The organism is Pseudomonas sp. MDV22-iso1, assembly GCF_058145095.1.
The window spans coordinates 1-25615 of record NZ_JBYVMF010000031.1 but is presented as its reverse complement, the minus strand read 5'-3'; the positions used below and the strand labels follow the sequence as shown (position 1 = coordinate 25615).

The following is a 25615-nucleotide window of genomic DNA, read 5'->3' as shown; positions in this document are numbered from 1 at the left end:
GAAGGTCAGCAGGTTGAATATGCGGTGGTGACGGGGGAGAAGGGGTTGCAGGCTGAGGATGTTGTTGGGTTGTAACCTAAAGATCAAAAGATCGCAGCCTGCGGCAGCTCCTACGGGTGTACACATGACCCTGTAGGAGCTGCCGCAGGCTGCGATCTTTTCGCTTTTAAACAGTTTTCCAGGTGATCTCTTCTTCACCATCGGCACTGATGCGCATCCAGCGATCTGCGGTTTCCTCGCCTTCTTCCTCGACCCAGGTACCCGGAGCGCAACGTACTTCGACGTTCAGCGCGGCGAACGCAGCGCGGGCGCAGGCGATGTCGTCTTCCCACGGGGTCTGGTCACTTTCCAGGTACAGACTGTTCCATTTTCCGACGGCTTTCGGCAGCCAGGTGACGGGCACATTGCCTGCCTTGCACTTGTAGGTCTGGCCTTTCTGTACCCAGTCGGTGCACGGGCCCAGCGCGGCGCCGAGCCAGGCTGCGATGGCCTTGTAGTCGACGTCAGCGTCTTTCAGGTAAATCTCGATATCGGGTTGGCGCATGGATGTCCTCACTGCGGGTCTGAAAAATCCATTCGCGGATTTAGCCGGCCTCAAGCCATTGCTCAAGACCAAAAATTAAAGGTTATTGCAGCACGAAATAATCGTAGCGCATGGAAACAGTGACTTCGAACGGCTCGACCTGATCGATGACGGCCGCTCGACGCTCAGCGCTGGCGCGCCAGCCGTGAGGTGTCATCGCCAACAGGTTCGCCCGGTCCTGACTCTTTTCCAGGGTCAGTTTGAATTCCAGGGTTTCACTGTGCTGCAGCGCCATGCCTTCCGGCACCAGGGCGAGGTGCTTGTCGTCGGTGTATTCACGGACTTCGTCGTACAGCCGCTCGCGTAATTCCATCAGATGCCCGCTGGTCGGTCCGACTTTCATCAACCCGCCACCCTGGCTCAGTAAACGCTTGGCTTCTTCCCAGTCCAGAGGACTGAAAACGCTGGCGAGAAACTGGCAACTGCCTGAAGCCAACGGTACGCGGGCCATGCTGGCGATCAACCAGGTCAACTGCGGGTTACGTTTGCAGGCGCGTTTGACCGCTTCACGGGAAATATCCAGCGCGTAGCCGTCAGCATTCGGCAAGGCCTGGGCGATTTGCGCGGTGTAGTAACCCTCGCCACAACCAATGTCCAGCCAGCGCTGCGGCGCGTACTGCGCCGCCAACTCCGCCAGACGCTTGGCGACCGGCGCGTAATGGCCGGCGTTGAGGAAATCGCGCCGGGCTTCGACCATCGCCAGGTTATCCCCAGGGTCGCGGCTGTTTTTGTGCTGCACCGGCAGCAGGTTCAGGTAACCCTGCCGCGCGCGGTCGAAACGATGGCCGGCGGGGCACGCCACGCCGTTGTCCACCGCATTCAGCGGTTCGCTGCAGATCGGGCAGGCCAGCATCAGGCGAGCAACTTGATCAGGGTCTGGTAGTAGATTTCGGTCAATACGTCGAGATCGGCGGCAAGTACGCGCTCGTTGACCTGGTGAATCGTGGCGTTGACCGGACCCAGTTCGACGACTTGCGTGCCCATGGTCGCAATGAAACGACCGTCAGACGTACCGCCGCTGGTGGACGCTTTGGTCTCGCGACCGGTGACGTCCTTGATGCTCGACGCCACGGCATCCAACAGCGCACCCGGCTCGGTCAGGAACGGCAGACCGGAGAGCGCCCAATCGACGTGCCAGTCCAGGCCGTGCTTGTCGAGGATGTCGGCGACGCGTTTCTGCAGGCCTTCAACGGTCGACTCGGTCGAGAAACGGAAGTTGAACACCGCCACCAGATCACCCGGAATCACGTTGGTGGCGCCCGTGCCGGAATTCACGTTGGAAATCTGGAAGCTGGTCGGCGGGAAGAAATCGTTGCCGTGGTCCCAATGCTCGGCGGCCAGTTCAGCCAGGGCCGGGGCGGCGAGGTGAATCGGATTTTTCGCCAGGTGCGGGTAGGCCACGTGACCTTGCACACCGCGTACGGTCAATTTGGCACCGAGGGAGCCGCGACGACCGTTCTTGACCACATCACCGACCAGCGTGGTGCTCGACGGTTCGCCGACGATGCACCAGTCCAGACGCTCGTTGCGCGCAGCGAGGCGTTCGACCACGGCTTTGGTGCCGTGGTGCGCCGGGCCTTCTTCGTCGCTGGTGATGAGGAAAGCCACGGACCCTTTATGGTCCGGGTAGTCGGTGACGAAACGCTCGGCCGCCACGGTCATGGCCGCAAGGCTGCCTTTCATGTCCGCCGCGCCTCGGCCACAGAGCATGCCGTGCTCGTCGATCAGTGCGTTAAACGGGTCGATCTGCCAGGCCTGCACCGGGCCGGTCGGCACGACGTCGGTGTGACCGGCGAAGCACAGCACCGGGCCGTCATGTTTACCGTGAGTCGCCCAGAAGTTATCCACATCCTCGATGCGCATCGGTTCCAGCTTGAAACCGGCGTCGCCCAGGCGCTGCATCATCTGCTTCTGGCAATCGGCGTCGACCGGCGTCACGGACGGACGACGGATCAGGTCGATGGCGAGTTGAAGGGTCGGCGAAAGGTCGGCGTGGGCCGTCATGAAAAACTCCGGAAGCTGTAAATGTAGGAGCAAGCCTGTGTGGCGAGGGGACTTGCCCCGTTCGGCTGCGAAGCAGTCGTAAAACCAGTACACGCAATTTGCTTGAGTCACCGCGATGACTGAATTTTCGGGGCGACTTCGCCACCCAACGGGGACAAGTCCCCTCGCCACAGGTTTGCTCCTACAGGAATTGGGGCTGGGCCTGCAAAATGGCGGTTATCTTAAAGCAAAACGGCGACCATTGGCCGCCGTTTAGTGCATCTGTAGCGATTTAGACAGCCGGTGCGGTTTCGACTTCCGCCGCCGGTTTCGGCAGCGAAGACAGGAACGCCATGATCAGCGCCGCCAGATACGGCAGCGACTGCACCAGCAACATGGTCACCCAGAAGCGCATGTCGTTGCTCGGCAAGCCGTTCACCAGGAAGATTCCCAGCGCAGCGCCCCACAGCAGCATCATGATGAACACTTCTTCACGCGCCTCGGAAATCGCGACCCAAAAGCCATGATTGTCGGCGTTTTTCGGTGTGCGGAAGAACGGAATGCTGCTGGTGAAGAAACCGTACAGCACCGCTTTGGCGATGGTGTGCGACAACGCCAGCCCAGCCAGGGCTGCACAGAACGCGTCCTTGAGGTTGACCCCGACCGCGCGACGGTACAGGAAGATGATCTTGCCAACCTTGAACACGAACAACGCCAAGGGCGGGATCGCGAAAATCAACAACGGTGGATCGACACGCTGCGGCACGATAATCATCGCCGCGGACCACAAAAGGGCGCCCACGGTGAAGAAGATGTTCATGCCGTCGGCGACCCACGGCAACCAGCCCGCCAGGAAGTGATAACGCTGGCCGCGGGTCAGTTCGGTGTCCTTGCCGCGCAACAGACTGGCGGTGTGACGCTTGATGATCTGAATCGCGCCATAGGCCCAGCGGAAACGCTGTTTCTTGAAGTCGATAAAGGTATCGGGCATCAGCCCCTTGCCGTAGCTGGTGTGGTAATACGCCGCTGACAGGCCTTTCTCGAACACCCGCAGACCGAGCTCGGCGTCTTCACAGATGCACCAATCGGCCCAGCCCAATTCCTCCAGCACCGAGCGCCGGGTCATGGTCATGGTCCCATGCTGGATGATCGCGTCACGGTCGTTACGGGTGACCATGCCGATATGGAAGAAGCCTTTATATTCCGCGTAGCAGAGCTTTTTGAACGTGCTTTCGTTCTGGTCGCGATAATCCTGTGGCGATTGCACCACGGCGATTTTCGGGTCGGCGAAGTGCGGCACCATGTGCTTGAGCCAGTTCGGGTCTACGCAGTAGTCCGAGTCGATCACCGCAATCACTTCAGCATCTTTGGCGGTATGCGGGATCAGGTAATTCAGCGCGCCACCCTTGAAACCGGCCAGCGGGGCGACGTGGAAGAACTTGAAGCGCGGGCCGAGGGTTTCGCAGTAGGCCTGCACCGGTTCCCAGACCGCCGGATCCTTGGTGTTGTTGTCGATGATCAGGACTTCGAAATCCGGATAGTCGAGATTGGCCAGGGCGTTGAGGGTCTGTTTGACCATCTCCGGCGGCTCGTTGTAGCAAGGCACGTGAATCGAGACTTTGGGTCTGTAATCCGAATCCCCCACTACGGGCAGGAATTCTCTTCGACGCTTGTGCGTCCAGACCGCTTCGGCCAGTTCGTGGGCCTCGGTCAGCAGCACGATAAACACACCGAGCGCACCGAGGGCGAGCAGGAACCCCACCGTCAGGCTGAACCAGGTGCTGTATTGCTGGCTGTAGTCGTAACCGATCCATACCAGCACCGAACCGCACAGGAACGCAATGAAGGTCAGGAAGGTGCGGCCCCGTTGGCGCAGGGCCGAACCGTCGATCATCAACAAGGTCAGCGAGAGCAAGGCCAGGACTGCAGAACCGATCGCCAGCACACGCCATTGCGGGATCGCTACCACCGGGCCTTCGAAGTTGAATTTCTGTTGGCGTGCGGCGTTGAACACGCCCCAGTACGCGCCTACCGAACCTTCGTCACTGGCTTTCCACGGCTGGTCGAAGGCTTCGATCACGAAGTAGTTGAAGCCTTGGCGGTTGAGTTTGTTAACCAGGGTGCGCAGGTAAATCGCCTGATCTGCCGGGCTGGCGTCGGTGCCGCCGCGCATGCGGCCGTTGCTCGGCCAGCCAACCTCCGATAGCAGCAGCGGTTTTTTCGGGAACATCTTCTTCAGGTCGCGAGCGCGATCGAGGACGAACTGGCCGGCCTTGTCCACCGGGATGAACTCCCAGTACGGCAGGACGTGGGCAGCAATCAGGTCAACGTGCTTGGCCAGTTCAGGGTGTTCTTCCCAGACGTGCCATTGCTCGGAGGTAGTCACCGGGACTTTTACGGCCGCGCGGACGCGGTCCAGAATCACGCTCAGTTCCGCGGCGGTAATTTCCTTACGGAAGATCGCCTCGTTGCCTACAACCACACGAACCACACTGCGGGAGGTGTTGGCGATTTCGATGGCACGCAGGATTTCTCGTTCATTGCGTTCCTGGTCCGGGCTGATCCAGATCCCTAGCGTCACGCGCAGGCCGAACTCTTCCGCCAGCTTGGGGATATCACCCAATGTGCCGTCTACCGAGTAAGTCCGGATGTTGTCCGTCAGCTTGCTCATGATCTCCAGATCGCGACGCATTTCCTCGTCGGTCGGGTACTGGTCTTTTTGTGGGTACTGGCCTTGCTGAAACGGCGAGTAGGAAAAGCCGGAGATCTGTTCAGGCCAGTTAGGGGCAGTGACCGGGCGATTGATCAGTGCCCAGAAGCCGGTAAACAAGGCTGCGATGGCGAGCACCACGACCAGGTTGAGTCCAAATTTACGCGATGACATGGCTATTTCAGGTTCCAAAAAGGCTGTGGAACGAAGGTTTTGGCGGTGACGGGGCTGCCTAAGAGCAGGGGCGCGCATCCTACACCGGGCGTTCACTGACCGTACAGCGAACAGGGAAATGCCTGACTTTTGGCACTGCACTTTCACATAAGTTCTTACACTTGTAGCCTTAAGCTTAAAACTTGTCGCTGCGAAGCCCTATAATGCGCGCCGGTTTTTGGGGTAATGGTCATGAGTACAGAAGATCCGCGTTTTGCAGGCATCGCCCGGTTGTATGGCATCGAAGGTCTCGCACGCCTGCGCGCGGCGCATGTGGCGATCGTCGGCGTCGGCGGCGTCGGTTCCTGGGCGGCGGAAGCCATCGCGCGGTGTGGTGTGGGCGAGATTTCCCTTTTTGACCTGGACGATGTCTGTGTCAGCAACGCCAACCGGCAGCTGCATGCGCTGGACAGCACCGTGGGCAAACCCAAGGTCGAGGTCATGGCTGAGCGTCTGCGCGGGATCAACCCCGAGTGCACCGTGCATGCGGTGGCGGACTTCGTGACCCGGGAAACCATGGCCGAATACATCACGCCGAACATCGATTGCGTGATCGACTGCATCGACAGCGTGAATGCCAAGGCGGCGTTGATCGCCTGGTGCAAGCGTCGCAAGATCCAGATCATCACGACCGGTGGAGCGGGTGGGCAAATTGATCCGACGCTGATTCAAGTCTGCGACTTGAACCGCACATTCAATGACCCGCTGGCTTCGAAAGTGCGTTCAACGCTACGCCGCGATTACAACTTCTCCCGCACCGTGACCCGCCACTACAGCGTGCCGTGCGTGTTCTCGACCGAGCAACTGCGCTACCCGAAACCGGATGGCAGCATTTGCCTGCAGAAGAGTTTCGTCGGGGATGGCGTGAAGCTGGACTGCGCGGGCGGGTTTGGCGCGGTGATGATGGTGACGGCGACGTTCGGCATGGTCGCGGCGACCAAGGCTGTGGACAAGATTGTGGCAGGGGTGCGGCGGCCGGCGGATCGGGTTAAGCCTCAAGCCTGACATCGAGTTCTATACGCTCAGCCGTGTAGCAGCTGTCGAGGCACGAGGCTGCGTTGCGTGTCCGCAGGACTGCCCTCGGGGCCGCTGCGCAGCCCAACGCAGCCTCGTGCCTCGGCAGCTGCTACATACCTGGCAGCGATCGGGCCTACAGGGTTGCAGCAAGTTCATTCATTCGCTGCAGTACGGCATTGAGGCCGTTACTTCGAGACGGGGAGAGTTGCCGGCTCAACCCCAGCTGATTGAACCACTCCGGTAAATCCACCTGCTGCAGCTCTGCCGCCGACAAACCATTGACCCGAGCCAGCAACAACGCCACCAACCCGCGAATCAATCGCGCATCGCTGCTCGCCGCAAACTGCCAGTGCCCGTCGACGAGCGTAGCTACCAGCCACACCTGGCTTTCACAGCCATGCACCCGATTAGCGTCAACCGTGTCTGCATCGCTCAGTGCGGGCAGGCGGTCGCCCCATTGCATCAGCAGTCGCGCGCGTTGTTCCCAGCCAGCCGCATTCTGAAAAGTGTCCAGCGCAGTAACCGCATCAGCAGGCAAACTCATCGCAGCATCTCCAGCGCCTGATCCAGCGCCTCAAAGAAGCGTTCCAGGTCTTCGGAATCGTTGTACAGCGCCAACGACACCCTGATCGCTCCGGCCAGCTCAAAGCTTTTCAGCAAAGGCATGGCGCAGTGATGGCCTGCGCGTACGGCGATGCCTTGCTCTGTCAGCAGATGGGCCACATCGGAGTTATGCACGCCTTCGACGACAAAACTGACCAGTGCCAGCTGCGGTTTACCCAACAGGCGAATGCCGTTGCGTGCCTCAAGGCCCTTGAGCAGATACTCATGCAGCGCCGCTTCGTGGGCGGATACCGCGTCTTGATCGAGCCCGGCAAGATAATCCAGCGTCGCGCCCAGGCCAATCACGCTGGCAATCGGTGGTGTGCCCGCTTCAAAACCCAGCGGCGCCGAGCGGAAGCGGGCGTCGTGGTAATTGGCGTCCAGCACCATTTCACCGCCGAACTGCCAGGGCCGCAGCTGTTCAAGGGCTTCAGTGCGCCCGAACAGCACACCCAGGCCATCGGGTCCGTAGAGCTTGTGGCTGGAAAACACATAGAAATCGCAGCCCAGCGCCTGCACGTCATGGCGACCATGCACCACGCCTTGGGCACCGTCGACCACGGTCAGCGCATTGTGCGCCTTGGCCATGGCCAGCAACGAGGTCAACGGTTGCCAGGCGCCGAGCACATTGGACAGCTGACTGACTGCCAGCAAGCGGGTGCGTGGGTTGATCAGCTGTGCGGCGGCTGCAAGGTCAATCAAACCGTCGGCACCCAGCGGCAAGACCACCAGTTTCAGTTCACGACGCAGGGCCAGTTGCTGCCACGGCAGCAGATTGGCGTGATGCTCCAGGGCGCTGATGACAATCTCATCGCCCGGTCGGAATAAATGTTCGAGGCCATAGGCCAGGAGGTTCAGCGCAGACGTGGCGCCGTGGGTGAAGATGATTTGTCCGCATTCGCCGACGTTCAGCCATTGGGCGACTTTGCTACGGCTGTCCTCGAACGCCTGGGTGGCGTGGGCGCCGGGCAGGTGTTGCGCCCGATGCACGTTGGCCGCGCCATTGGCGTAGTAATGTGCCAGAGCATCCAGCAGTGCTTGAGGTTTTTGGGTGGTGGCGGCGTTGTCCAGATAGGTCTGGTCTTGCCGTTGCAGCGCAGCGATGGCCGGAAAGTCGGCGCGCCAGGGAGAGGGAATCATCATGTTAGCGGGCCCTGGTGGGTGTACGCCGAACCCTTGTAGGAGCGAGCTTGCTCGCGATGGGCGTAAACGATAACGCGTGCTATCTGGATGACCGCGTTGCCGTTACGTTTTTCGCGAGCAAGCTCGCTCCTACACGGGTGGGAGTGCGACGCTTAGTTGTGAGCGTGCAACGCTTCGTTCAGTTCGATCGCCGATTTGTGGGTTTTGCACTCCACGGCACCGGTTTCCGAATTGCGGCGGAACAGCAGGTCCGGCTGACCAGCCAATTCGCGGGCCTTGACGACTTTGACCAACTGGTTGTTCTCGTCCAGCAGCGCGACTTTGGTGCCAGCGGTGACGTACAGGCCCGATTCAACGGTGTTGCGGTCGCCCAGCGGGATACCGATACCGGCGTTGGCGCCGATCAGGCAGCCTTCGCCGACCTTGATCACAATGTTGCCGCCGCCCGACAAGGTACCCATGGTCGAGCAACCGCCACCCAGGTCCGAACCCTTGCCGACGAAAACGCCAGCCGACACGCGGCCTTCGATCATGCCCGGGCCTTCGGTGCCTGCGTTGAAGTTGACGAAACCTTCGTGCATCACGGTCGTGCCTTCACCGACATAAGCGCCCAGACGAATACGGGCGGCATCAGCGATACGCACGCCGGCCGGAACCACGTAATCGGTCATTTTCGGGAATTTATCCACCGAGAACACTTCGAGCAGTTCGCCGCGCAGACGCGCTTCAAGTTGGTGCTCGGCCAGTTCGCTCAGGTCGATCGCACCTTGGCTGGTCCAGGCCACGTTCGGCAGCAACGGGAACACGCCGGCCAGGTTCAGGCCGTGTGGCTTGACCAGGCGATGGGACAGCAGGTGGAGTTTGAGGTAAGCCTCAGGCGTCGAGGTCAGTTGCGCATCGTCGGCCAGCAGGGTGGCAACCAGCGGTTTGTGGCTTTCGGCCAGGCGGGTCAGCAGTGCGGCCTGGGTCGCGTCGACGCCTTTGGCGGCTTCAGCCAGTTGAGAGGCCTGGGCGGTGGTGAACGTGATGGCCTGGTTGCCTGCGGTGTAGCCCAGAATAGGCGCAATGGCGGCAACCAGTTCGGCGGACGGATTGAGCAGTGGCTGCGCGTAAAACACTTCCAGCCATGCGCCTTGACGGTTTTGAGTGCCGACACCAAAGGCCAGGCTGAACAGGGTAGTGGACATGTGAATACCTCTAACAAAATTGAACGGGCTGGCTTACTTGAGCGCTGCCGCGTAGATATCTGGCTTGAAGCCAATCAGGGTACGGTCACCGAGATCGAGCACCGGGCGCTTGATCATCGAAGGTTGTGCGAGCATCAGTTCGATGGCTTTCGCCTGGTCGAGATCGGCTTTGCGTTCGTCGTCGAGTTTGCGAAAGGTCGTGCCTGCACGGTTCAACACCACTTGCCAGCCGTGCTCATCACACCACTGGGTCAGGTGTTCACGGTCGATACCGGCCGTTTTGTAATCATGGAAGTCATAGCTGACAGCGTGTTCATCGAGCCAGGTGCGCGCCTTTTTCATGGTGTCGCAGGCTTTGATGCCGAAAAGGTGCAACGTTTTACTTGAAACGGTCAAGGAATTGCCCCCTTTACAGGTGCTGGAAAAATAAGGTGAAGGATTATGCCATGACCCTTCAGTTAATACCCAAAACCCTGTGGGAGTGAGCTTGCTCGCGGTGGCGATGTAACCGTCCAACATCGATATTGACTGACCCATCGCGATCGCGAGCAAGCTCGCTCGTACAGGGATATCAGACAGGCTGATACTCGCGATGCGACATTGGTACAACGGCCAGCCGCCAGTCTAAGCGGCTAATATGGCACTTCAATGCTGTCGAATGTCCGGGAAACCCGTTTTATGCAAACCGCCTATACCGTCCTGATTCTGCTGATGCTGGTGAGCGTTTCACGCCTGGTGGGGCGAGTCATCCCGCTGCCGCTACCGCTGGTGCAAATTGGCGCTGGAGCCCTACTGGCCTGGCCGACACTGGGTTTGCATGTGGCGCTGGATCCTGAATTGTTTCTATTTTTGTTTTTGCCGCCGCTGCTGTTCTCGGACGGCTGGCGCATGCCCAAGCGTGAACTGTGGCGGCTGCGCGGGCCGATTCTGATGCTGGCCGTGGGACTGGTGCTGTTTACCGTCGTGGGCGCCGGATATTTCATTCATTGGCTGTTGCCGAGCATTCCGCTGCCGGTGGCATTCGCATTGGCGGCGGTGCTGTCACCGACAGATGCCGTGGCGGTGTCGGCGATTTCCCGTAATCGCCTGCCAACGCCGTTGATGCACATGCTGCAGGGTGAAGCGCTGATGAACGACGCCTCGGGTCTGGTGACGTTCAAGTTTGCCCTGGTCGCAGCAGTGACCGGCGTTTTCTCGTTGGCCAATGCAAGCCTGACGTTTGTTCTGGTGGCGATCGGTGGGCTGGCCGTCGGCGTGGCGCTAAGTTGGCTGGTGGGGCGTTTGCGGTCCTGGATGATTGCTCGCGGCTGGGACGACCCGGCAACGCATGTGGTGTTCATGTTGTTGCTGCCGTTTGCGGCTTACGTACTTGCTGAACGACTGGGGGCGTCGGGCATCCTGTCGGCCGTCGCGGCAGGGATGATGCAGAGCTGGCTCGACCTGTTGCCTCGGCAGACCAGCACTCGGCTGCTTAATCGTAGTGTCTGGTCATTACTGGAGTTCGCCTTCAACGGCTTGATCTTTTTGCTGTTGGGCTTGCAGTTGCCAGACATCATCAAGGCGGTGGCCAGCCATGAGACATCGTTGTGGCCAACCCTGCTTTATCGCTGCCTGGACGTCGTGGCGATATTTCTGGTGCTGCTGGTGTTGCGGTTTGTCTGGGTGCAGAGCACGTGGCGCTTTTCCGGACTGCTGCGTCGCTGGCGCGGTAAGGATGAAATGACCCAAGTGCCTACCGCCCGATCCTGCTGGTTGCTGACCGTTGGCGGAGTAAGAGGGGCGGTGACACTGGCGGGTGTGCTGTCGGTGCCAATGTTGATGGGGGGAGAGGCTTTTCCTGAGCGTGATTTGCTGATTTTCATCGCTGCCGGGGTGATTTTGCTGTCGTTGGTTGCCGCCTGCATCGCGTTGCCGCTTTTGCTGCGCGGCATTGAAGCCAGCCCTGACGACAAACGGCGCAGTGAAGTGCGTGACGCGTGGCGCAAAACGGCTGAAGCCGCGATTCAGGCGCTCGAGTCAGAGGAGGTCAATCCCCAGGATGCTGCCGAAACAGCGTTGGCGGCTGAATTGAGGGCGCGGATCATGTCCGAGTACCGGCATCAATTGGACGTGTTCAACGATTCGGCAGAAGCTCAGGCACTAGCATTCCAGATGGATTTGCTGGAGCGACGCATGAGATTGAAGGCGCTGCGAGCGCAGCGCCTGGAGTTGTACAAACTCAGCCGTCACCACCAGATTGGTGATGATGTATTGCGTGAGGTGCTTGGGGAACTGGACCTGAGTGAAGCAAACTTGGGGCAAATTAAATAATGAGCTGGTTAGAGGCGGGGATATATCGTTCTTATATTGATCTTGTCTTGTTCGCTGATTACCAGATTGTGACCTACTTGCCAGTCTCCGTAAGTGAGTTCGTTCGGAATGCTGTAGTGCATGATCGATTGTTTATCGTAGGTTCCTGTGTGAGTGCGCGGGTCTTTGCTGACGTTGAATAGATTGATATCAACGTCTGTTTTGCTCCAGCCCTGAGTGTCGCGGTAGAAGTCATAGACCTTTTCCTTGTTCCAGGGAATTCTGGCATGGGGGTGCAGATGTTCGTGCTCCAAACCCAGTACGTGACCAAACTCATGCAGTAATGTGCGCTCAAAAGACCAATGGTCCGGTTTCGATGCGACGAGCAGAGTGGGTTGATCGGGAGGTGCTATCAAGGCATCAGTACCCAGGTAGGATTCATTGTGCTTTCCACCCAGGTAAAGCCGGATGTCGGCTGGGCGATTCTTTACAAAATCGAGCGCGAGGCTGTGGTGTGGGTCCCACTGTCTGATGATTCTTTCTACTCGATACTCCAGTTCGTCAGGTAGCGTTTCCATGAAGGAAACGGTCAGGGTTCGGCCATTGTCCCAAAACTTGCTGTAGGTGCCGACAGCGCGTTTGCTTCGCTTGCCGGGTGACGTGGGTTCGGCATTGTTGGGCGTTTCTTTTATCGCCATGTCATATGACGCTAGTGTACTAAGCGGTTGTATTAATTTAACGAACTGTTCGCTGTGCATAAGTTACATCCTTGTCAATTAAAACAGTCTGCCTCGTTCCAGAAGGCATGATCTTATGAAGTCAAAGTTCAGGATAGTATTGATGCGGGTAGAGGGGTGGGTGGTGTTGTAAGCTGATATTGAAGAAAAGTCCCGTGCCTGCATTGCACAGCACGGGACGTGTTATTTATTGTTGTCCGGTAATGAATGCACGAATGCGCACTGCTGCCTCGACACATTCTGCCAGCGGCGCTACAAGTGCCAGGCGCACTCGGCCTGCACCTGGATTGAAACCGTCTACCTCGCGGGACAGATAAGACCCGGGCACCACGGTCACATGCTCTTCGCGGAACAGGTCGCGGCAAAACGCTTCGTCATCACCTTCAACATTTGGCCACAGGTAAAAACCACCATCGGGGCGCTGCACGTCCATGACCGGGCTCAGAATTTCCAGCACAGCGTCGTACTTCTCGCGATAGAGGTCACGGTTGGCGCGTACATGCGCTTCGTCATTCCACGCGGCAATACTGGCAAGTTGGGTCTGAACCGGCATCGCGCAGCCGTGGTAGGTGCGATACAACAGGAAGCCTTTGAGAATGTCCGCATCACCGGCCACGAAGCCCGAACGCAGGCCCGGCAGGTTGGAGCGCTTGGACAGGCTGTGGAACACCACGCAGCGTTTGAAGTCCTTGCGACCCAGTTCCACACACGCACTGAGCAGGCCAGCCGGTGGGGTTTGCTCGTCGAAGTACAGTTCGCTGTAGCACTCGTCCGCGGCAATTATGAAATCGTATTCGTCAGCCAGGGCGATGAGTTTTTTCAGGGTGTCGACTGGAATCAACGCTCCTGTCGGATTGCCTGGGGAGCACAGGAACAGGATCTGGCAGCGTTTCCAGATGTCCGGGGATACCGCCTCGAAATCCGGGTTGAAACCGTTTTCGTCAAGGCAAGGCAGGTAGTGTGGCTTGGCTCCGGCGAGAAACGCCGCGCCTTCGTAGATCTGATAGAACGGGTTCGGACTGACGACCAGGGCGTCTTCGCCACGGTTGACGACGGTTTGCGTGAAGGCAAACAGCGCCTCCCGGGTACCGTTGACCGGCAACACGTTGCGTGCCGGGTCGAGCCAGCCCGTCGGCACGTTGAAGCGACGCTCGCACCAGGCCGTGATGGCTTCACGCAAAGCCGGTATGCCGAGGGTCGTCGGGTATACGGCCATCTGATCCAGATTGCTTGCCAAAGCCTCGGCGACGAAGCTCGGAGAACGGTGCTTGGGCTCGCCAATGGACAGGGCGATGGCGCGCTTGTCCGGGTTTGGCGTAACGCTGCCGAGCAGGGCGCGGAGCTTTTCGAAAGGGTAAGGCTGGAGCTGGTTCAGTGCGTTGTTCATGCTGGTCTCGTTCAATCCGGAAGTGACCCCTGTGGCGAGGGGATTTATCCCCGCTGGGCTGCGAAGCGGCCCTGAAAACTTTACGACTGCTTCGCAGCCGCACGGGGATAAATCCCCTCGCCACAGGGGGCACTCCCACAGGGGGAATAGGTAGTTTCAGATGCTGATGCGCGACAGTTTGATATCGGATTCCTGATTGACGGTCAGTTGTTCGACGATTGCATCCTGCAAGCGGCTGCACAGCAACGGATCCGACAACGGCTGGTTGTTCGCGTCCGTGATAAAGAACACGTCTTCCACGCGCTCCCCCAGGGTGGCGATCTTGGCGTTCTGCAGGGACAGGTCGAATTCCAGAAAGATCGTACCGATCCTTGCCAACAGGCCAGGACGGTCCGGCGCGCTGAGTTCCAGCACCGTCACCGGACGCTGGGCATCGTTATGAATCGTCACTTGAGGCGCAAACGCAAAGTGCTTCAGTTGTCGCGGCACCCGTCGCTGGATGATGGTCGGGTAGTCGTCCGGGTTGCGCAGGGCTTCGGTCAGGCCTTCGCGAATCTGTTTGACCCGTGCAGGATTGTCGCCGATCGAGTCGCCATCAGTGTCAAGCACGATGTAGGTGTCGAGGGTGAACTGGCTGCTGGAGGTAATGACTCGGGCGTCATGAATGTTCAGGTTGAGCTGATCCATCGCTGCCACGGTCACGGCGAAGAAGTCGTGCTGGTCCGGTGCATAAATGAAGATCTGCGTGCCGCCCTCGAATTCGCGCTGGGTGGTTTCCTTGATCAGAACGAGCGGCCCGCCATCAGCCGGCTGCTGGAGAATCGCGTCACTGTGCCAGGCAACATCGCCGGCAGTGTGGCGCAGAAAATAGTCGTCACCCAATTGTGCCCACAGCTGTTCGACGTCGTCCGGATCGGTGCCGCCGCGGACCAGAATATCCAGGGCGGCGCTTTGGGTCTGGCGGATCTGCTCTTCGCGATCCACCGGGTTTTCCAGGCCACGGCGCAAGGCGCGTTTGGTTTCGGTATAGAGCTGGCGCAACAGGCTCGCGCGCCAGGAGTTCCACAGCGTCGGGTTAGTGGCGTTGATGTCCGCAACGGTCAACACGTACAGGTAATCCAGGTGGGTTTCATCACCGATGATCTGGGCGAAGTCGTGGATCACTTGCGGGTCGGACAAGTCCTTGCGCTGGGCGGTTGTCGACATCACCAGGTGGTTCTGCACCAGCCAGACGATCAGCCGGCTGTCCCACAACGGCAACTGGTGGCGCTGGCAAAAGGCCTCGGCATCCACCGCGCCGATTTCGGAGTGGTCGCCATGCCGGCCTTTGCCAATATCGTGGTACAGCCCGGCCAGGTAGATCAGCTCTGGTTTTGGCAGCTTGCCCATGAGTTTGCTGGCCAGCGGGAATTTTTCCGACACCTGCGTGTACTGCAATTTGCGCAGGTGTTTGATGAGATTCAGGGTGTGGGCGTCGACCGTATAGATGTGAAACAGGTCGTGCTGCATCTGCCCGACAATGAAGCCGAACTCTGGTAGATAACGCCCGAGGATGCCGTAACGGTTCATCCGGCGCAGGTTGCGATGAATGCCGATCTTGCATTTGAACAGCTCGATAAACAGGCTGGTGTTGCGGATGTCGTTACGGAAATCGTCATCGATCAGGTGGCGGTGTTCACGCAGCAGACGAATGGTGTCTGCACGCACGCCTTTGATTTCCGGCTGCTGGGCCATCAGCACGAAGATTTCCAGCATCGCGAAGGGGGTGCGGCGGAAAACGTTGTCGTTGCGGGCCTCGATGTAGCCGTCGTGCAGTTGGAACCGCGAGTTGATCGGCTGCGGAGGCGCTTCGTCTTCCGGTGCGAGGATGACTTCCTCGAAGTGCTGGATGATCAGGTCGCTGAGTTGGGCAATGCTCATCACCACCCGATAATACTGCTGCATGAAGTTTTCAATGGCTTGCTTGGCGTCATCGCCCTCGAAACCCAGCAACCCGGCAATGGAGCGCTGGTGATCGAACAGCAGGCGGTCCTCGGAGCGACCCGCGAGCATGTGCAGGGCGTAACGGACTTTCCACAAGAACTCCTGGGAAGAAGCCAGCAAGGCGTTTTCGCTTTCAACCAGAAAACCTTCGCCTGCCAGTGCGCGCAGGTTCAAGGTGCCGTATTCGCGGCGGGCGACCCAGAGAATCGTCTGAATATCGCGCAAGCCGCCGGGGGAGCCTTTGACGTTGGGTTCCAGGTTGTATTCGGTATCGTTGTACTTGTGGTGGCGGGCTTTTTGCTCGGCGCGTTTGGCCAGGAAAAAGTCCTTGCTCGGCCACATGTGCGCGGTGCTGGTGACTTCCAGCATGCGCTGGCGCAATCGCTCGGGACCGCAGATGGTGCGGCTTTCCATCAGGTTGGTGACCACCGTCAGGTCGGCGCGGGCCTCGACGGCGCACTCGTCGACTGATCGAACGCTCTGGCCGACTTCCAGGCCGATGTCCCACAGCAGCGTCAGGAATCGCTCGATGGAGTCACGGAAAACTTCGTGGTCGGCGCTGTCGAGCAGGATCAGCAGGTCGATGTCGGAATAGGGGTGAAGCTCTCCCCGGCCGTAGCCGCCGACCGCAATTAGCGCGATGTCGGCGTCTTCGCTCCAGTTGAACTGTTCCCAGGCCTTTTGCAGGATGTTATCGACGAACCAGGCGCGATCCTCGATCAGCCGGCGAATGTCCCGGCCGCTGCGAAAGCGCCCGTCGAGTACCTCGCGGGCTTGGCGGATCGCCTTCTTGAAGGCGGCGATAGGGCTTGCCTTCAGGGCCAGTTCAGCCTGGAACTGGCCGCGGTCGAAGAGTTCTGGATCCACCTGCGGCATTGATTGGCTTTCCTGTTTGTAAGACTAAGCGCTAAGGCTGAGCGCGATGCGGCCCTTATTAAGCCGAAACGCGCGGGATGGTGTCGTCGGCGCGCAGGGTGAAAATCTCGTAACCGGTTTCGGTCACCGCCAGGGTGTGTTCCCACTGGGCCGAAAGCTTGCGGTCCTTGGTGATCGCGGTCCAGCCGTCGCCCAACACTTTGGTGTCGGCCTTGCCCTGGTTGATCATCGGTTCGATGGTGAAGGTCATGCCGGCTTTCAGCTCCATGCCGGTGCCCGCTCGGCCGTAGTGCAGAATCTGCGGTTCTTCGTGGAACACCTTGCCGATGCCGTGACCGCAGAACTCGCGGACCACCGAAAAGCCATTCTTCTCGGCATGCTTCTGTATCACTTCGCCGATATCCCCGAGACGGCAGCCAGGCTTGACGATTTCAATGGCCTTGTACATGCACTCCTGGGTGATCTGCGACAGGCGCTCGGCCCAGAGGGGGACCGTGCCGACGTGGAACATGCGGCTGGTGTCGCCGTGGTAGCCGTCCTTGATCACGGTGACGTCGATGTTCAGCGTGTCGCCATCCTTGAGCGGTTTCTCGTTCGGGATCCCGTGGCAGACCACGTGATTGATCGAGGTGCAGATAGACTTCGGATAGCCTTTATAGTTGAGCGGGGCAGGGATGGCTTGCTGCACATTGACGATGTAGTCGTGGCAGATGCGGTCCAGCTCTTCGGTCGTGACCCCCGGCTTGACATGTTCGGCAATCATTTCGAGCACGTCGGCGGCCAGTTTGCCGGCGACACGCATCTTTGCGATGTCCTCTGGGGTCTTGAGGGTGACGGTCATACAGGCTCTCTCTGCGCTCGACGGCGCTTAACTAATTCGGAATGGGCGGTGCGCGATCAATCTTCGCAGCCCTTAAAAACGCGATTCTAACAGACGACCAGCGCATATCTGAGCCTCTGTGCATCGCATCTGTCTATAGATGGGCGCATTCTTGAGCGATTCCAAGGGGCGAATAAAGGCGTGCGTCAGGATTTAAGAATCCGGGTTCCGTTTTTTGCAACCTTATGATATAAAATGCGCCGCTTTCCGGGGATACCCCGAAGAGCTTAAATCCACACACGTGTCGACACGATGACCTGGGTGCCTTCAGCTGATGCTGCTGGTTGGTCATTGGGATACGTGGAGGCCAAACCCGACTTATTAAGGAACTATCATGTCCCAAGTCAACATGCGCGATATGCTGAAGGCCGGTGTGCACTTCGGTCACCAAACCCGTTACTGGAACCCGAAAATGGGTAAATACATTTTCGGCGCGCGTAACAAGATCCACATCATCAACCTTGAAAAAACCCTGCCAATGTTCAACGAAGCTCTGACTTTCGTAGAGCGTCTGGCCCAGGGCAAAAACAAGATTCTGTTCGTCGGCACCAAGCGTTCCGCTGGCAAGATCGTTGCTGAAGAAGCAGCACGTTGCGGTTCGCCGTACGTCGATCACCGCTGGTTGGGCGGCATGCTGACCAACTTCAAAACCATCCGTGCTTCCATCAAGCGTCTGCGTGACCTTGAAGTGCAAGCCGAAGACGGTACTTTCGCCAAGCTGACCAAGAAAGAAGCGCTGATGCGCACTCGCGATCTTGAGAAGCTCGATCGTTCCCTGGGTGGTATCAAGGACATGGGCGGTCTGCCAGACGCACTGTTCGTTATCGACGTTGATCACGAGCGCATCGCGATCACCGAAGCCAACAAGCTGGGCATCCCGGTTATCGGCGTAGTCGATACCAACAGCAGCCCGGAAGGCGTTGACTACATCATCCCAGGCAACGATGACGCAATCCGCGCTATCCAGCTGTACATGGGTTCGATGGCTGACGCTGTCATCCGTGGTCGCAACCACGTTGCTGGCGGCACCGAGCAGTTCGTTGAAGAAGCTCCGGTAGCTGCAGCTGAGTAATTGACGCCTTGGCGTTGACTCAGTAAGCAAAAAGGGGGCTTGGCCCCCTTTTTGCCACCTCGAAAACCATCTGTCAGCGGCGCAGCTACAGCATTTGTAACGTGCAGCAGCTAACAAGGTGGTTCGAGAAGAATTGAACGCCCGTTCGATCGGGTGGAATGGTTGAAAACCTATCCAAGAGGAATTTTGAAATGGCAGAGATTACTGCAGCGTTGGTCAAAGAACTGCGCGAGCGTACCGGCGAAGGCATGATGGATTGCAAAAAGGCCTTGACCAAGGCTGGCGGCGACATCGAGAAAGCCATTGATGACATGCGTGCTTCGGGCGCCATCAAAGCTGCCAAGAAAGCTGGCAACGTTGCCGCTGAAGGCGCTATCGCGCTGAAAGAAGACGGTAAATCGGCCGTTCTGCTGGAAGTGAACTCGCAGACCGACTTCCTGGCTTTGCAGGACGACTTCAAGGCATTCGTTGCTTCCAGCGTTGAAAAAGCGTTCGCTGACAAGCTGACTGACGTCGCTCCACTGATCGCCGCTCAAGAAGCCGATCGTCTGGTTCTGGTCGGCAAGGTTGGCGAGAACGTCAACATCCGTCGTCTGGCACGCGTCGAAGGTGACGTTGTCGGTGGTTACCTGCACGGCAACAAGATCGGTGTTGTGGTTGCCCTTAAAGGCGGCAGCGTCGAGCTGGCCAAAGACATCGCCATGCACGTAGCGGCGACCAACCCTGAATTCCTGCTGCCATCGGAAGTTTCCGCTGAAGCGGTCGAGCGTGAGAAGGGCGTGTTCCTGACCCTCAACGCTGACAAGATCGCCGGCAAGCCGGAAAACATCGTTGAAAACATGGTTAAAGGTCGTATCAGCAAGTTCCTGGCTGAAGCGAGCCTGGTTGAGCAGGCGTTCGTCAAGAACCCTGAAATCAAGGTTGGCGAACTGGCCAAGAAAGCCGGTGCCGAAATCGTTTCCTTCACCTACTTCAAAGTAGGCGACGGCATCGAGAAGCCGGTCGACAACTTCGCTGAAGAAGTTGCTGCCCAGCTGGCTGCCGCCAAGCAATAAGACAGTTTTCAACTGTCGCCCTGAAGAGGCTGCCCGCTCACGCGCGCAGCCTCTTTTCAGATGGGGCACCAATTTTTTATTGGTTTCCCTTTGGAACTGGCTTACAAAGCCATGTTCCGATGGCGCTGAAGCAGCGCCACGCTAGAGTGAACGCCAGCTGAAAACAGCTCGCAAAGAATTTTTTTAAAATACGCCGCAGGAGAGATTCGCAATGGCTCAGCAGGGCAGTGGTTATCAGGCTCGCTATAAACGCATTCTACTCAAGCTTAGCGGCGAGGCCTTGATGGGCTCGGAAGAGTTCGGGATTGATCCCAAGGTGCTGGACCGCATGGCGCTGGAAGTTGGCCAGCTGGTCGGCATCGGCGTCCAGGTCGGTCTGGTAATTGGCGGCGGCAACCTGTTCCGCGGTGCAGCGCTGAGCGCGGCCGGCATGGATCGGGTCACCGGCGACCACATGGGCATGCTGGCCACTGTGATGAACGCCCTGGCCATGCGCGACGCGCTGGAACGTGCCAATATCTCGGCCATCGTAATGTCGGCCATCTCCATGGTAGGCGTGACCGATCACTACGATCGTCGCAAAGCCATGCGCCATCTGAACGCCAAAGAAGTCGTCATTTTTGCGGCAGGTACCGGTAATCCGTTCTTCACCACGGATTCGGCAGCGTGCTTGCGTGCTATCGAAATCGATGCCGATGTCGTGCTCAAGGCGACCAAGGTCGATGGCGTCTACACCGCTGACCCATTCAAAGATCCGCATGCCGAGAAGTTCGATCATCTGACCTACGATGAAGTGCTGGATCGCAAGCTGGGCGTGATGGATTTGACAGCGATTTGCCTGTGCCGCGACCACAAGATGCCGCTGCGCGTATTTAATATGAACAAGCCCGGCGCCCTGCTGAACATCGTGCATGGCGGAGCTGAAGGGACCCTGATCGAGGAAGGCCAACAATGATCAACGAAATCAAGAAAGACGCTCAAGAGCGCATGCAGAAATCCCTGGACTCTCTGAACCATGCATTTGGTCAGATTCGTACCGGCAAGGCTCACCCAAGCATTCTGGGCAGCGTGATGGTCCCGTACTACGGTGCAGACACTTCCATCACCCAAGTAGCCAACATCACGGTCAAAGACTCCCGGACCCTTCAGGTCGTGGCGTTTGAGCGCAACATGCTCGCGGCGGTCGACAAGGCAATCCAGAGCGCCGGTTTGAACCTCAATCCGACCAACCTGGGTGAGTTGCTGTTGATCTCCATGCCTGCCCTGACTGAAGAAACCCGTAAGGGCTTCACCAAGCAGGCCCGCAGCGCCGCAGAAGATGCTCGTGTTGCTGTGCGCAACATTCGTCGCGATGCGCTTGGCGATCTCAAGAAACTGGTCAAGGACAAGGAAATCAGCGAAGACGAAGAACGTCGTGCTGCTGCCGATATCCAGAAGCTCACCGATAAGGCTGAGGCTGATATCGACGCGGCGACCAAGCAGAAAGAAGCGGACCTGATGGCCGTATAAGGGTCACGTTTTCATGGAAAAGACTAAGCAGACTGCACCCTTCGCGGTGCCGCGCCATGTCGCGATTATCATGGATGGTAATAACCGCTGGGCGAAAAAACGCTTTTTGCCCGGTGTCGCCGGGCATAAAGCGGGTGTTGACGCGGTTCGTGCGGTGATTGAGGTGTGTGCCGAGGCGAAGGTCGAGGTTCTGACCCTGTTCGCCTTCTCCAGCGAGAACTGGCAGCGCCCTGCAGATGAGGTCAGCGCCTTGATGGAGTTATTCTTCAAGGCGTTGCGTCGCGAGGCCAAGCGCCTCAACGATAACAACATCAGTTTGCGCATCATTGGTGACCGCTCGCGCTTCCATCCAGAGCTTCAGGCCGCCATGCGCGAGGCTGAAGCGATGACGGTGGGCGGCAACCGGCTCGTTCTGCAAATCGCTGCCAACTACGGTGGCCAGTGGGATATCGCCCAAGCGGCGCAGCGTCTGGCGCGTGAAGTTCAGGCAGGTCATCTGCGTCCGGAGGACATTACGCCGGATCTGCTGCAGACCTGTTTGGCTACAGGCGATCAGCCGATGCCTGACTTGTGCATTCGTACGGGTGGCGAACATCGCATCAGTAACTTCCTGCTGTGGCAGCTGGCGTACGCCGAGCTGTACTTCTCCGACCTGTTCTGGCCGGACTTCAAACACGACGCCATGCGCAAAGCGCTGGCCGATTTCGCTTCGCGCCAGCGCCGCTTCGGTAAAACGAGCGAGCAGGTTGAAGCTGGAGCCCGGGCTTAATGCTTAAACAACGAATCATCACAGCACTGATCCTGCTTCCTATTGCCCTTTGCGGCTTCTTCCTCCTTGAAGGTTCCGGTTTTGCGCTGTTTATCGGCCTGGTCGTGACTTTGGGCGCGTGGGAATGGGCTCGCCTGGCGGGCTTCGAGGAGCAGCCGATTCGCGTTGCCTATGCGGCGGTCGTCGCGGTGATGCTGTTCTTTATGCACATATTGCCCGGGCTGGCGCCATGGGTGTTGGGCGCTTCGGTGCTGTGGTGGGGGGTTGCGACCTACCTGGTGCTGACGTATCCACGTTCCAGCGGCCATTGGGCCAGTGCGGCCAGCAAGCTGGTGATCGGCTTGCTGGTGCTGCTGCCGGCTTGGCAAGGCTTGATCCTGATCAAGCAGGAGCCTTTGGGGAACTGGCTGATCATGGCGGTCATGGTGCTGGTCTGGGGTGCTGATATCGGTGCCTATTTCTCCGGGCGTGCCTTTGGTAAGCGCAAGCTGGCGCCACAGGTCAGCCCTGGCAAGAGTTGGGAAGGTGTCTACGGCGGCCTGGCGTTAAGCCTGGTGATTACCGCCATCGTCGGTCTTGTTCGCGACTGGACGGTGGCGGAGCTGCTCAAAGGCTTGCTGGGTGCTGCTGTGATCGTATTTATCTCTGTCGTGGGCGACCTGACCGAGAGCATGTTCAAGCGCCAGTCCGGGATCAAGGACAGCAGTAACCTGCTGCCCGGTCACGGTGGGGTGCTGGATCGCATCGACAGCCTGACTGCGGCTATTCCAGTGTTTGCGGTGTTGTTGTGGATGGCGGCACCGTGAGCCGCCCACAACTGATTACTGTCCTGGGCGCGACGGGTTCGATTGGTCTGAGCACGCTCGACGTCATTGCCCGTCATCCTGATCGATTCCAGGTGTTTGCCTTGAGCGGGTTCACTCGTTTGAGTGAGCTGCTGGCGCTGTGTATCAAGCATTCACCTCGGTTTGCCGTGGTGCCTGAGGTCGCTGCAGCTCGCACTCTGCAGGATGATCTTCGTGCTGCTGGCCTATCGACACGCGTGCTGGTCGGCGAGGAAGGCTTGTGTCAGGTGGCCTCCGATCCAGAAGTGGACGCGGTCATGGCTGCAATTGTCGGTGCCGCGGGTTTGCGTCCGACCCTGGCTGCAGTCGAGGCTGGCAAGAAAATCCTGCTGGCCAATAAAGAAGCACTGGTGATGTCCGGTGCTCTGTTCATGCAGGCTGTGCGCAAGAGCGGGTCGGTGCTGTTGCCGATCGACAGCGAGCACAATGCGATCTTCCAGTGCATGCCGCGGGATTTCGCTCGTGGCCTGGGGCAGGTAGGTGTTCGTCGGATCTTGCTGACAGCGTCGGGCGGACCGTTCCGCCAGACGCCGCTCGCCGAATTGGTCCACGTCACGCCGGAACAAGCCTGCGCCCATCCTAACTGGTCCATGGGTCGCAAGATTTCTGTGGATTCGGCCAGCATGATGAACAAGGGGCTCGAGCTGATCGAAGCCTGCTGGTTGTTCGACGCCAAGCCGTCCCAGGTAGAAGTGGTGATTCACTCGCAGAGCGTGATTCATTCGTTGGTCGATTACATCGATGGTTCGGTACTGGCGCAGTTGGGCAATCCTGATATGCGCACGCCGATCGCCAACGCGCTGGCCTGGCCGGAGCGCATTGACTCGGGCGTGGCGCCGCTGGATCTGTTTGCCATTGGACGCCTGGATTTTCAGGCGCCCGATGAAGAGCGTTTCCCGTGCCTGCGCCTTGCGCGTCAGGCGGCAGAGGCGGGCGATAGTGCGCCAGCCATGCTGAACGCGGCGAATGAAGTGGCTGTCGCGGCGTTTCTCGATGGGCGGGTTCGTTACCTGGAAATCGCGAGTATCATCGAAGAAGTCTTGAATCTGGAACCTGTCGTTGCGGTGAATGATCTCGAGGCAGTGTTCACGGCAGACGCCAAGGCGCGTGTGCTGTCAGAGCAATGGTTGAGTCGTCACGGGCGGTAACAAGTGTTGCTTTACGCGGGTCCATGCAGCACTGAACAGGAATGCGGAGAAAGTAAATGAGCGCGCTCTATATGATTGTCGGCACCCTGGTAGCGTTGGGTGTGCTGGTCACCTTCCACGAGTTCGGCCATTTCTGGGTCGCGCGTCGTTGTGGCGTAAAAGTGCTGCGTTTCTCCGTAGGCTTCGGTATGCCGCTGCTGCGCTGGCACGATAAGCAGGGTACGGAATTTGTGGTTGCCGCCATTCCCCTGGGTGGCTACGACAAGATGCTGGATGAGCGCGAAGGCGAAGTGCCAGCCGATCAGCTCGATCAATCCTTCAATCGCAAAACCGTACGCCAGCGCATCGCTATTGTCTCGGCGGGCCCGATAGCCAACTTCTTGTTGGCGATGTTTTTTTTCTGGGTGCTTGCCATGCTGGGCAGCGACCAGGTGCGCCCTGTCATTGGTGGCGTCGAGTCGGGGAGCATCGCCGCCAAGGCGGGCCTGGCCGCAGGTCAGGAAATTGTTGCCATTGATGGCGAGCCGACTTCCGGTTGGGCCGCGGTCAATCTGCAATTGGTGCGCCGACTGGGGGAAAGTGGTTCGCTGCAGCTACTGGTCCGCGACCAGGGCTCCACGGCTGATTCGCCTCGTGAACTCGTGCTGGATAAGTGGCTGAAGGGTGCCGATGAGCCTGATCCGATTCGCTCGTTGGGTATTCGTCCGTGGCGTCCAGCGTTGCCGCCGGTACTGGCAGAAATCGACCCGAAAGGCCCGGCACAGGCCGCTGGCCTGAAGACTGGCGATCGATTGCTGGCCCTTGACGGCAAATCGTTCGATGACTGGCAGCAAGTGGTTGATACCGTTCGCTTGCGTCCTGATGCCAAAATCCTGCTGCGCGTCGAGCGCGACGGTGCTCAAATCGACGTCCCTGTTACTCTCGCGGCTCGCGGCGAGAGCAAGGCGCCGAGCGGCTACCTCGGGGCGGGGGTGAAGGCTGTCGATTGGCCACCAGAGATGATCCGTGAAGTCAGTTTCGGTCCTCTGGCCGCGATTGGGGAGGGAGCTCGACGCACCTGGACCATGAGCGTACTGACCCTCGATTCGCTAAAGAAAATGTTGTTCGGTGAGCTCTCGGTAAAAAACTTGAGTGGACCGATAACCATTGCTAAAGTGGCGGGCGCTTCTGCCCAGTCGGGCGTCGCTGATTTCCTGAATTTCCTTGCTTATCTGAGTATTAGCCTGGGTGTTCTGAATTTGTTGCCCATTCCGGTACTGGATGGGGGGCATTTGTTGTTTTATCTGATCGAGTGGGCGCGTGGTCGCCCCCTTTCGGATCGGGTGCAGGGTTGGGGGATACAGATCGGCATCAGTTTGGTGGTCGGGGTGATGTTGCTCGCTCTGGTCAATGATTTGGGTCGTCTGTAACACTTCGCTGAATTGCGAATCTGCCGCATTTTGCGGCAGTTTGTTTATTGCCAGTTGGAATAAGAAAGGACTTCATGAAACGTCTGCTGCTAACTGCGGTTCTCACCGTATTGATGATCGCCGAAGTTCACGCCGAGTCCTTCACTATCTCTGATATTCGCGTCAATGGCCTCCAGCGGGTCTCCGCGGGTAGCGTCTTTGGTGCCTTGCCGTTGAA

23 protein-coding genes and 1 pseudogene are annotated in these 25615 nt (G+C 58.7%); 12 read left to right on the top strand and 12 right to left on the bottom strand.

Annotated features, from left to right (window positions below):
* A pseudogene (locus AC3ZVB_RS25560) lies at positions 1-75 on the top strand (cold shock domain protein CspD); the annotation flags it as partial.
* A 91-nt stretch (positions 76-166) separates the two neighbouring features.
* On the opposite strand, the gene AC3ZVB_RS25555 reads toward AC3ZVB_RS25560, so the two are convergent.
* From AC3ZVB_RS25555 to AC3ZVB_RS25540, 4 genes are all read right to left on the bottom strand, one after another.
* Positions 167-544, bottom strand: coding sequence for a hypothetical protein (locus tag AC3ZVB_RS25555; RefSeq protein ID WP_162440127.1), 378 nt, complete (start codon positions 542-544; stop codon positions 167-169).
* A gap of 82 nt (positions 545-626) precedes the next feature.
* Positions 627-1436, bottom strand: a complete 810-nt coding sequence (locus tag AC3ZVB_RS25550) for a putative RNA methyltransferase (protein WP_490148071.1) — start codon at positions 1434-1436, stop codon at positions 627-629.
* Positions 1436-2587 (bottom strand): succinyl-diaminopimelate desuccinylase, encoded by a 1152-nt coding sequence (dapE, locus tag AC3ZVB_RS25545; protein WP_162440129.1) that lies wholly within the window; start codon positions 2585-2587, stop codon positions 1436-1438. Before dapE ends, AC3ZVB_RS25550 begins: the two co-directional genes overlap by 1 nt.
* Before the next feature lie 271 nt (positions 2588-2858).
* The gene (locus tag AC3ZVB_RS25540) at positions 2859-5450 is read right to left on the bottom strand and encodes a glycosyltransferase (protein WP_194691231.1); all 2592 of its coding nucleotides are present in this window, start codon (positions 5448-5450) and stop codon (positions 2859-2861) included.
* Positions 5451-5675: 225 nt separating this feature from the next.
* Here AC3ZVB_RS25540 and tcdA point away from each other — a divergent pair, with 225 nt between their 5' ends.
* Positions 5676-6494, top strand: a complete 819-nt coding sequence (gene tcdA, locus AC3ZVB_RS25535; protein ID WP_162440131.1) for a tRNA cyclic N6-threonylcarbamoyladenosine(37) synthase TcdA — start codon at positions 5676-5678, stop codon at positions 6492-6494.
* Positions 6495-6639: 145 nt separating this feature from the next.
* Here the strand turns inward: tcdA and AC3ZVB_RS25530 are convergent, their stop codons facing one another.
* The 4 genes from AC3ZVB_RS25530 to AC3ZVB_RS25515 all read right to left on the bottom strand — a co-directional run bounded on the left by AC3ZVB_RS25530 (position 6640) and on the right by AC3ZVB_RS25515 (position 9835).
* Positions 6640-7050: a SufE family protein gene (locus AC3ZVB_RS25530; RefSeq protein ID WP_162440132.1), complete on the bottom strand. Its 411-nt coding sequence runs from the start codon at positions 7048-7050 to the stop codon at positions 6640-6642.
* The gene (locus AC3ZVB_RS25525) at positions 7047-8252 is read right to left on the bottom strand and encodes an aminotransferase class V-fold PLP-dependent enzyme (RefSeq protein WP_490148070.1); all 1206 of its coding nucleotides are present in this window, start codon (positions 8250-8252) and stop codon (positions 7047-7049) included. The genes AC3ZVB_RS25530 and AC3ZVB_RS25525 overlap by 4 nt, the downstream gene beginning before the upstream one ends.
* A 152-nt stretch (positions 8253-8404) precedes the next feature.
* Positions 8405-9439, bottom strand: a complete 1035-nt coding sequence (gene dapD / locus AC3ZVB_RS25520) for a 2,3,4,5-tetrahydropyridine-2,6-dicarboxylate N-succinyltransferase (RefSeq protein ID WP_162440134.1) — start codon at positions 9437-9439, stop codon at positions 8405-8407.
* Positions 9440-9472: 33 nt separating this feature from the next.
* Positions 9473-9835 (bottom strand): ArsC family reductase, encoded by a 363-nt coding sequence (locus AC3ZVB_RS25515; RefSeq protein WP_010462846.1) that lies wholly within the window; start codon positions 9833-9835, stop codon positions 9473-9475.
* A 282-nt stretch (positions 9836-10117) separates the two neighbouring features.
* On the opposite strand from AC3ZVB_RS25515, the gene AC3ZVB_RS25510 reads away from it, so the two are divergent.
* Positions 10118-11749: a Na+/H+ antiporter gene (locus AC3ZVB_RS25510; protein WP_194691229.1), complete on the top strand. Its 1632-nt coding sequence runs from the start codon at positions 10118-10120 to the stop codon at positions 11747-11749.
* An 8-nt stretch (positions 11750-11757) separates the two neighbouring features.
* Here AC3ZVB_RS25510 and AC3ZVB_RS25505 read toward each other — a convergent pair whose 3' ends face one another.
* From AC3ZVB_RS25505 to map, 4 genes are all read right to left on the bottom strand, one after another.
* On the bottom strand, positions 11758-12486 hold the full coding sequence (locus AC3ZVB_RS25505; RefSeq protein WP_490148069.1) for a zinc metalloprotease: 729 nt from the start codon (positions 12484-12486) through the stop codon (positions 11758-11760).
* Positions 12487-12652: 166 nt separating this feature from the next.
* Positions 12653-13852 (bottom strand): succinyldiaminopimelate transaminase, encoded by a 1200-nt coding sequence (gene dapC / locus AC3ZVB_RS25500; protein ID WP_490148068.1) that lies wholly within the window; start codon positions 13850-13852, stop codon positions 12653-12655.
* 156 nt (positions 13853-14008) lie between these two features.
* On the bottom strand, positions 14009-16711 hold the full coding sequence (locus tag AC3ZVB_RS25495; protein ID WP_490148067.1) for a [protein-PII] uridylyltransferase: 2703 nt from the start codon (positions 16709-16711) through the stop codon (positions 14009-14011).
* Between the two features lie 58 nt (positions 16712-16769).
* Positions 16770-17552, bottom strand: a complete 783-nt coding sequence (map, locus tag AC3ZVB_RS25490; RefSeq protein WP_162440139.1) for a type I methionyl aminopeptidase — start codon at positions 17550-17552, stop codon at positions 16770-16772.
* A gap of 373 nt (positions 17553-17925) precedes the next feature.
* Here map and rpsB point away from each other — a divergent pair, with 373 nt between their 5' ends.
* The 9 genes from rpsB to AC3ZVB_RS25445 form a co-directional block, all read left to right on the top strand.
* On the top strand, positions 17926-18663 hold the full coding sequence (gene rpsB, locus AC3ZVB_RS25485) for a 30S ribosomal protein S2 (RefSeq protein WP_003219330.1): 738 nt from the start codon (positions 17926-17928) through the stop codon (positions 18661-18663).
* Positions 18664-18854: 191 nt separating this feature from the next.
* Positions 18855-19718: a translation elongation factor Ts gene (gene tsf / locus AC3ZVB_RS25480; RefSeq protein ID WP_033056302.1), complete on the top strand. Its 864-nt coding sequence runs from the start codon at positions 18855-18857 to the stop codon at positions 19716-19718.
* Positions 19719-19929: 211 nt separating this feature from the next.
* A complete protein-coding gene (pyrH, locus tag AC3ZVB_RS25475; protein WP_003172271.1) occupies positions 19930-20673 on the top strand; it encodes a UMP kinase in 744 nt (247 codons plus the stop codon).
* Positions 20670-21227, top strand: coding sequence for a ribosome recycling factor (gene frr, locus AC3ZVB_RS25470; protein ID WP_131059158.1), 558 nt, complete (start codon positions 20670-20672; stop codon positions 21225-21227). The genes pyrH and frr overlap by 4 nt, the downstream gene beginning before the upstream one ends.
* Positions 21228-21240: 13 nt before the next feature.
* Positions 21241-21996, top strand: coding sequence for a polyprenyl diphosphate synthase (gene uppS, locus AC3ZVB_RS25465; protein WP_194691227.1), 756 nt, complete (start codon positions 21241-21243; stop codon positions 21994-21996).
* Positions 21996-22802 carry a phosphatidate cytidylyltransferase gene (locus tag AC3ZVB_RS25460; RefSeq protein ID WP_490148066.1) on the top strand — a complete coding sequence of 269 codons (807 nt, stop codon included), beginning with the start codon at positions 21996-21998 and terminating at the stop codon, positions 22800-22802. The genes uppS and AC3ZVB_RS25460 overlap by 1 nt, the downstream gene beginning before the upstream one ends.
* Positions 22799-23989, top strand: coding sequence for a 1-deoxy-D-xylulose-5-phosphate reductoisomerase (gene ispC / locus AC3ZVB_RS25455; protein ID WP_162440143.1), 1191 nt, complete (start codon positions 22799-22801; stop codon positions 23987-23989). The genes AC3ZVB_RS25460 and ispC overlap by 4 nt, the downstream gene beginning before the upstream one ends.
* 56 nt (positions 23990-24045) lie before the next feature.
* On the top strand, positions 24046-25398 hold the full coding sequence (gene rseP / locus AC3ZVB_RS25450) for an RIP metalloprotease RseP (protein WP_490148065.1): 1353 nt from the start codon (positions 24046-24048) through the stop codon (positions 25396-25398).
* Positions 25399-25472: 74 nt separating this feature from the next.
* A partial coding sequence (locus AC3ZVB_RS25445; protein ID WP_490148085.1) for a hypothetical protein occupies positions 25473-25615 on the top strand: 143 nt, incomplete at its 3' end.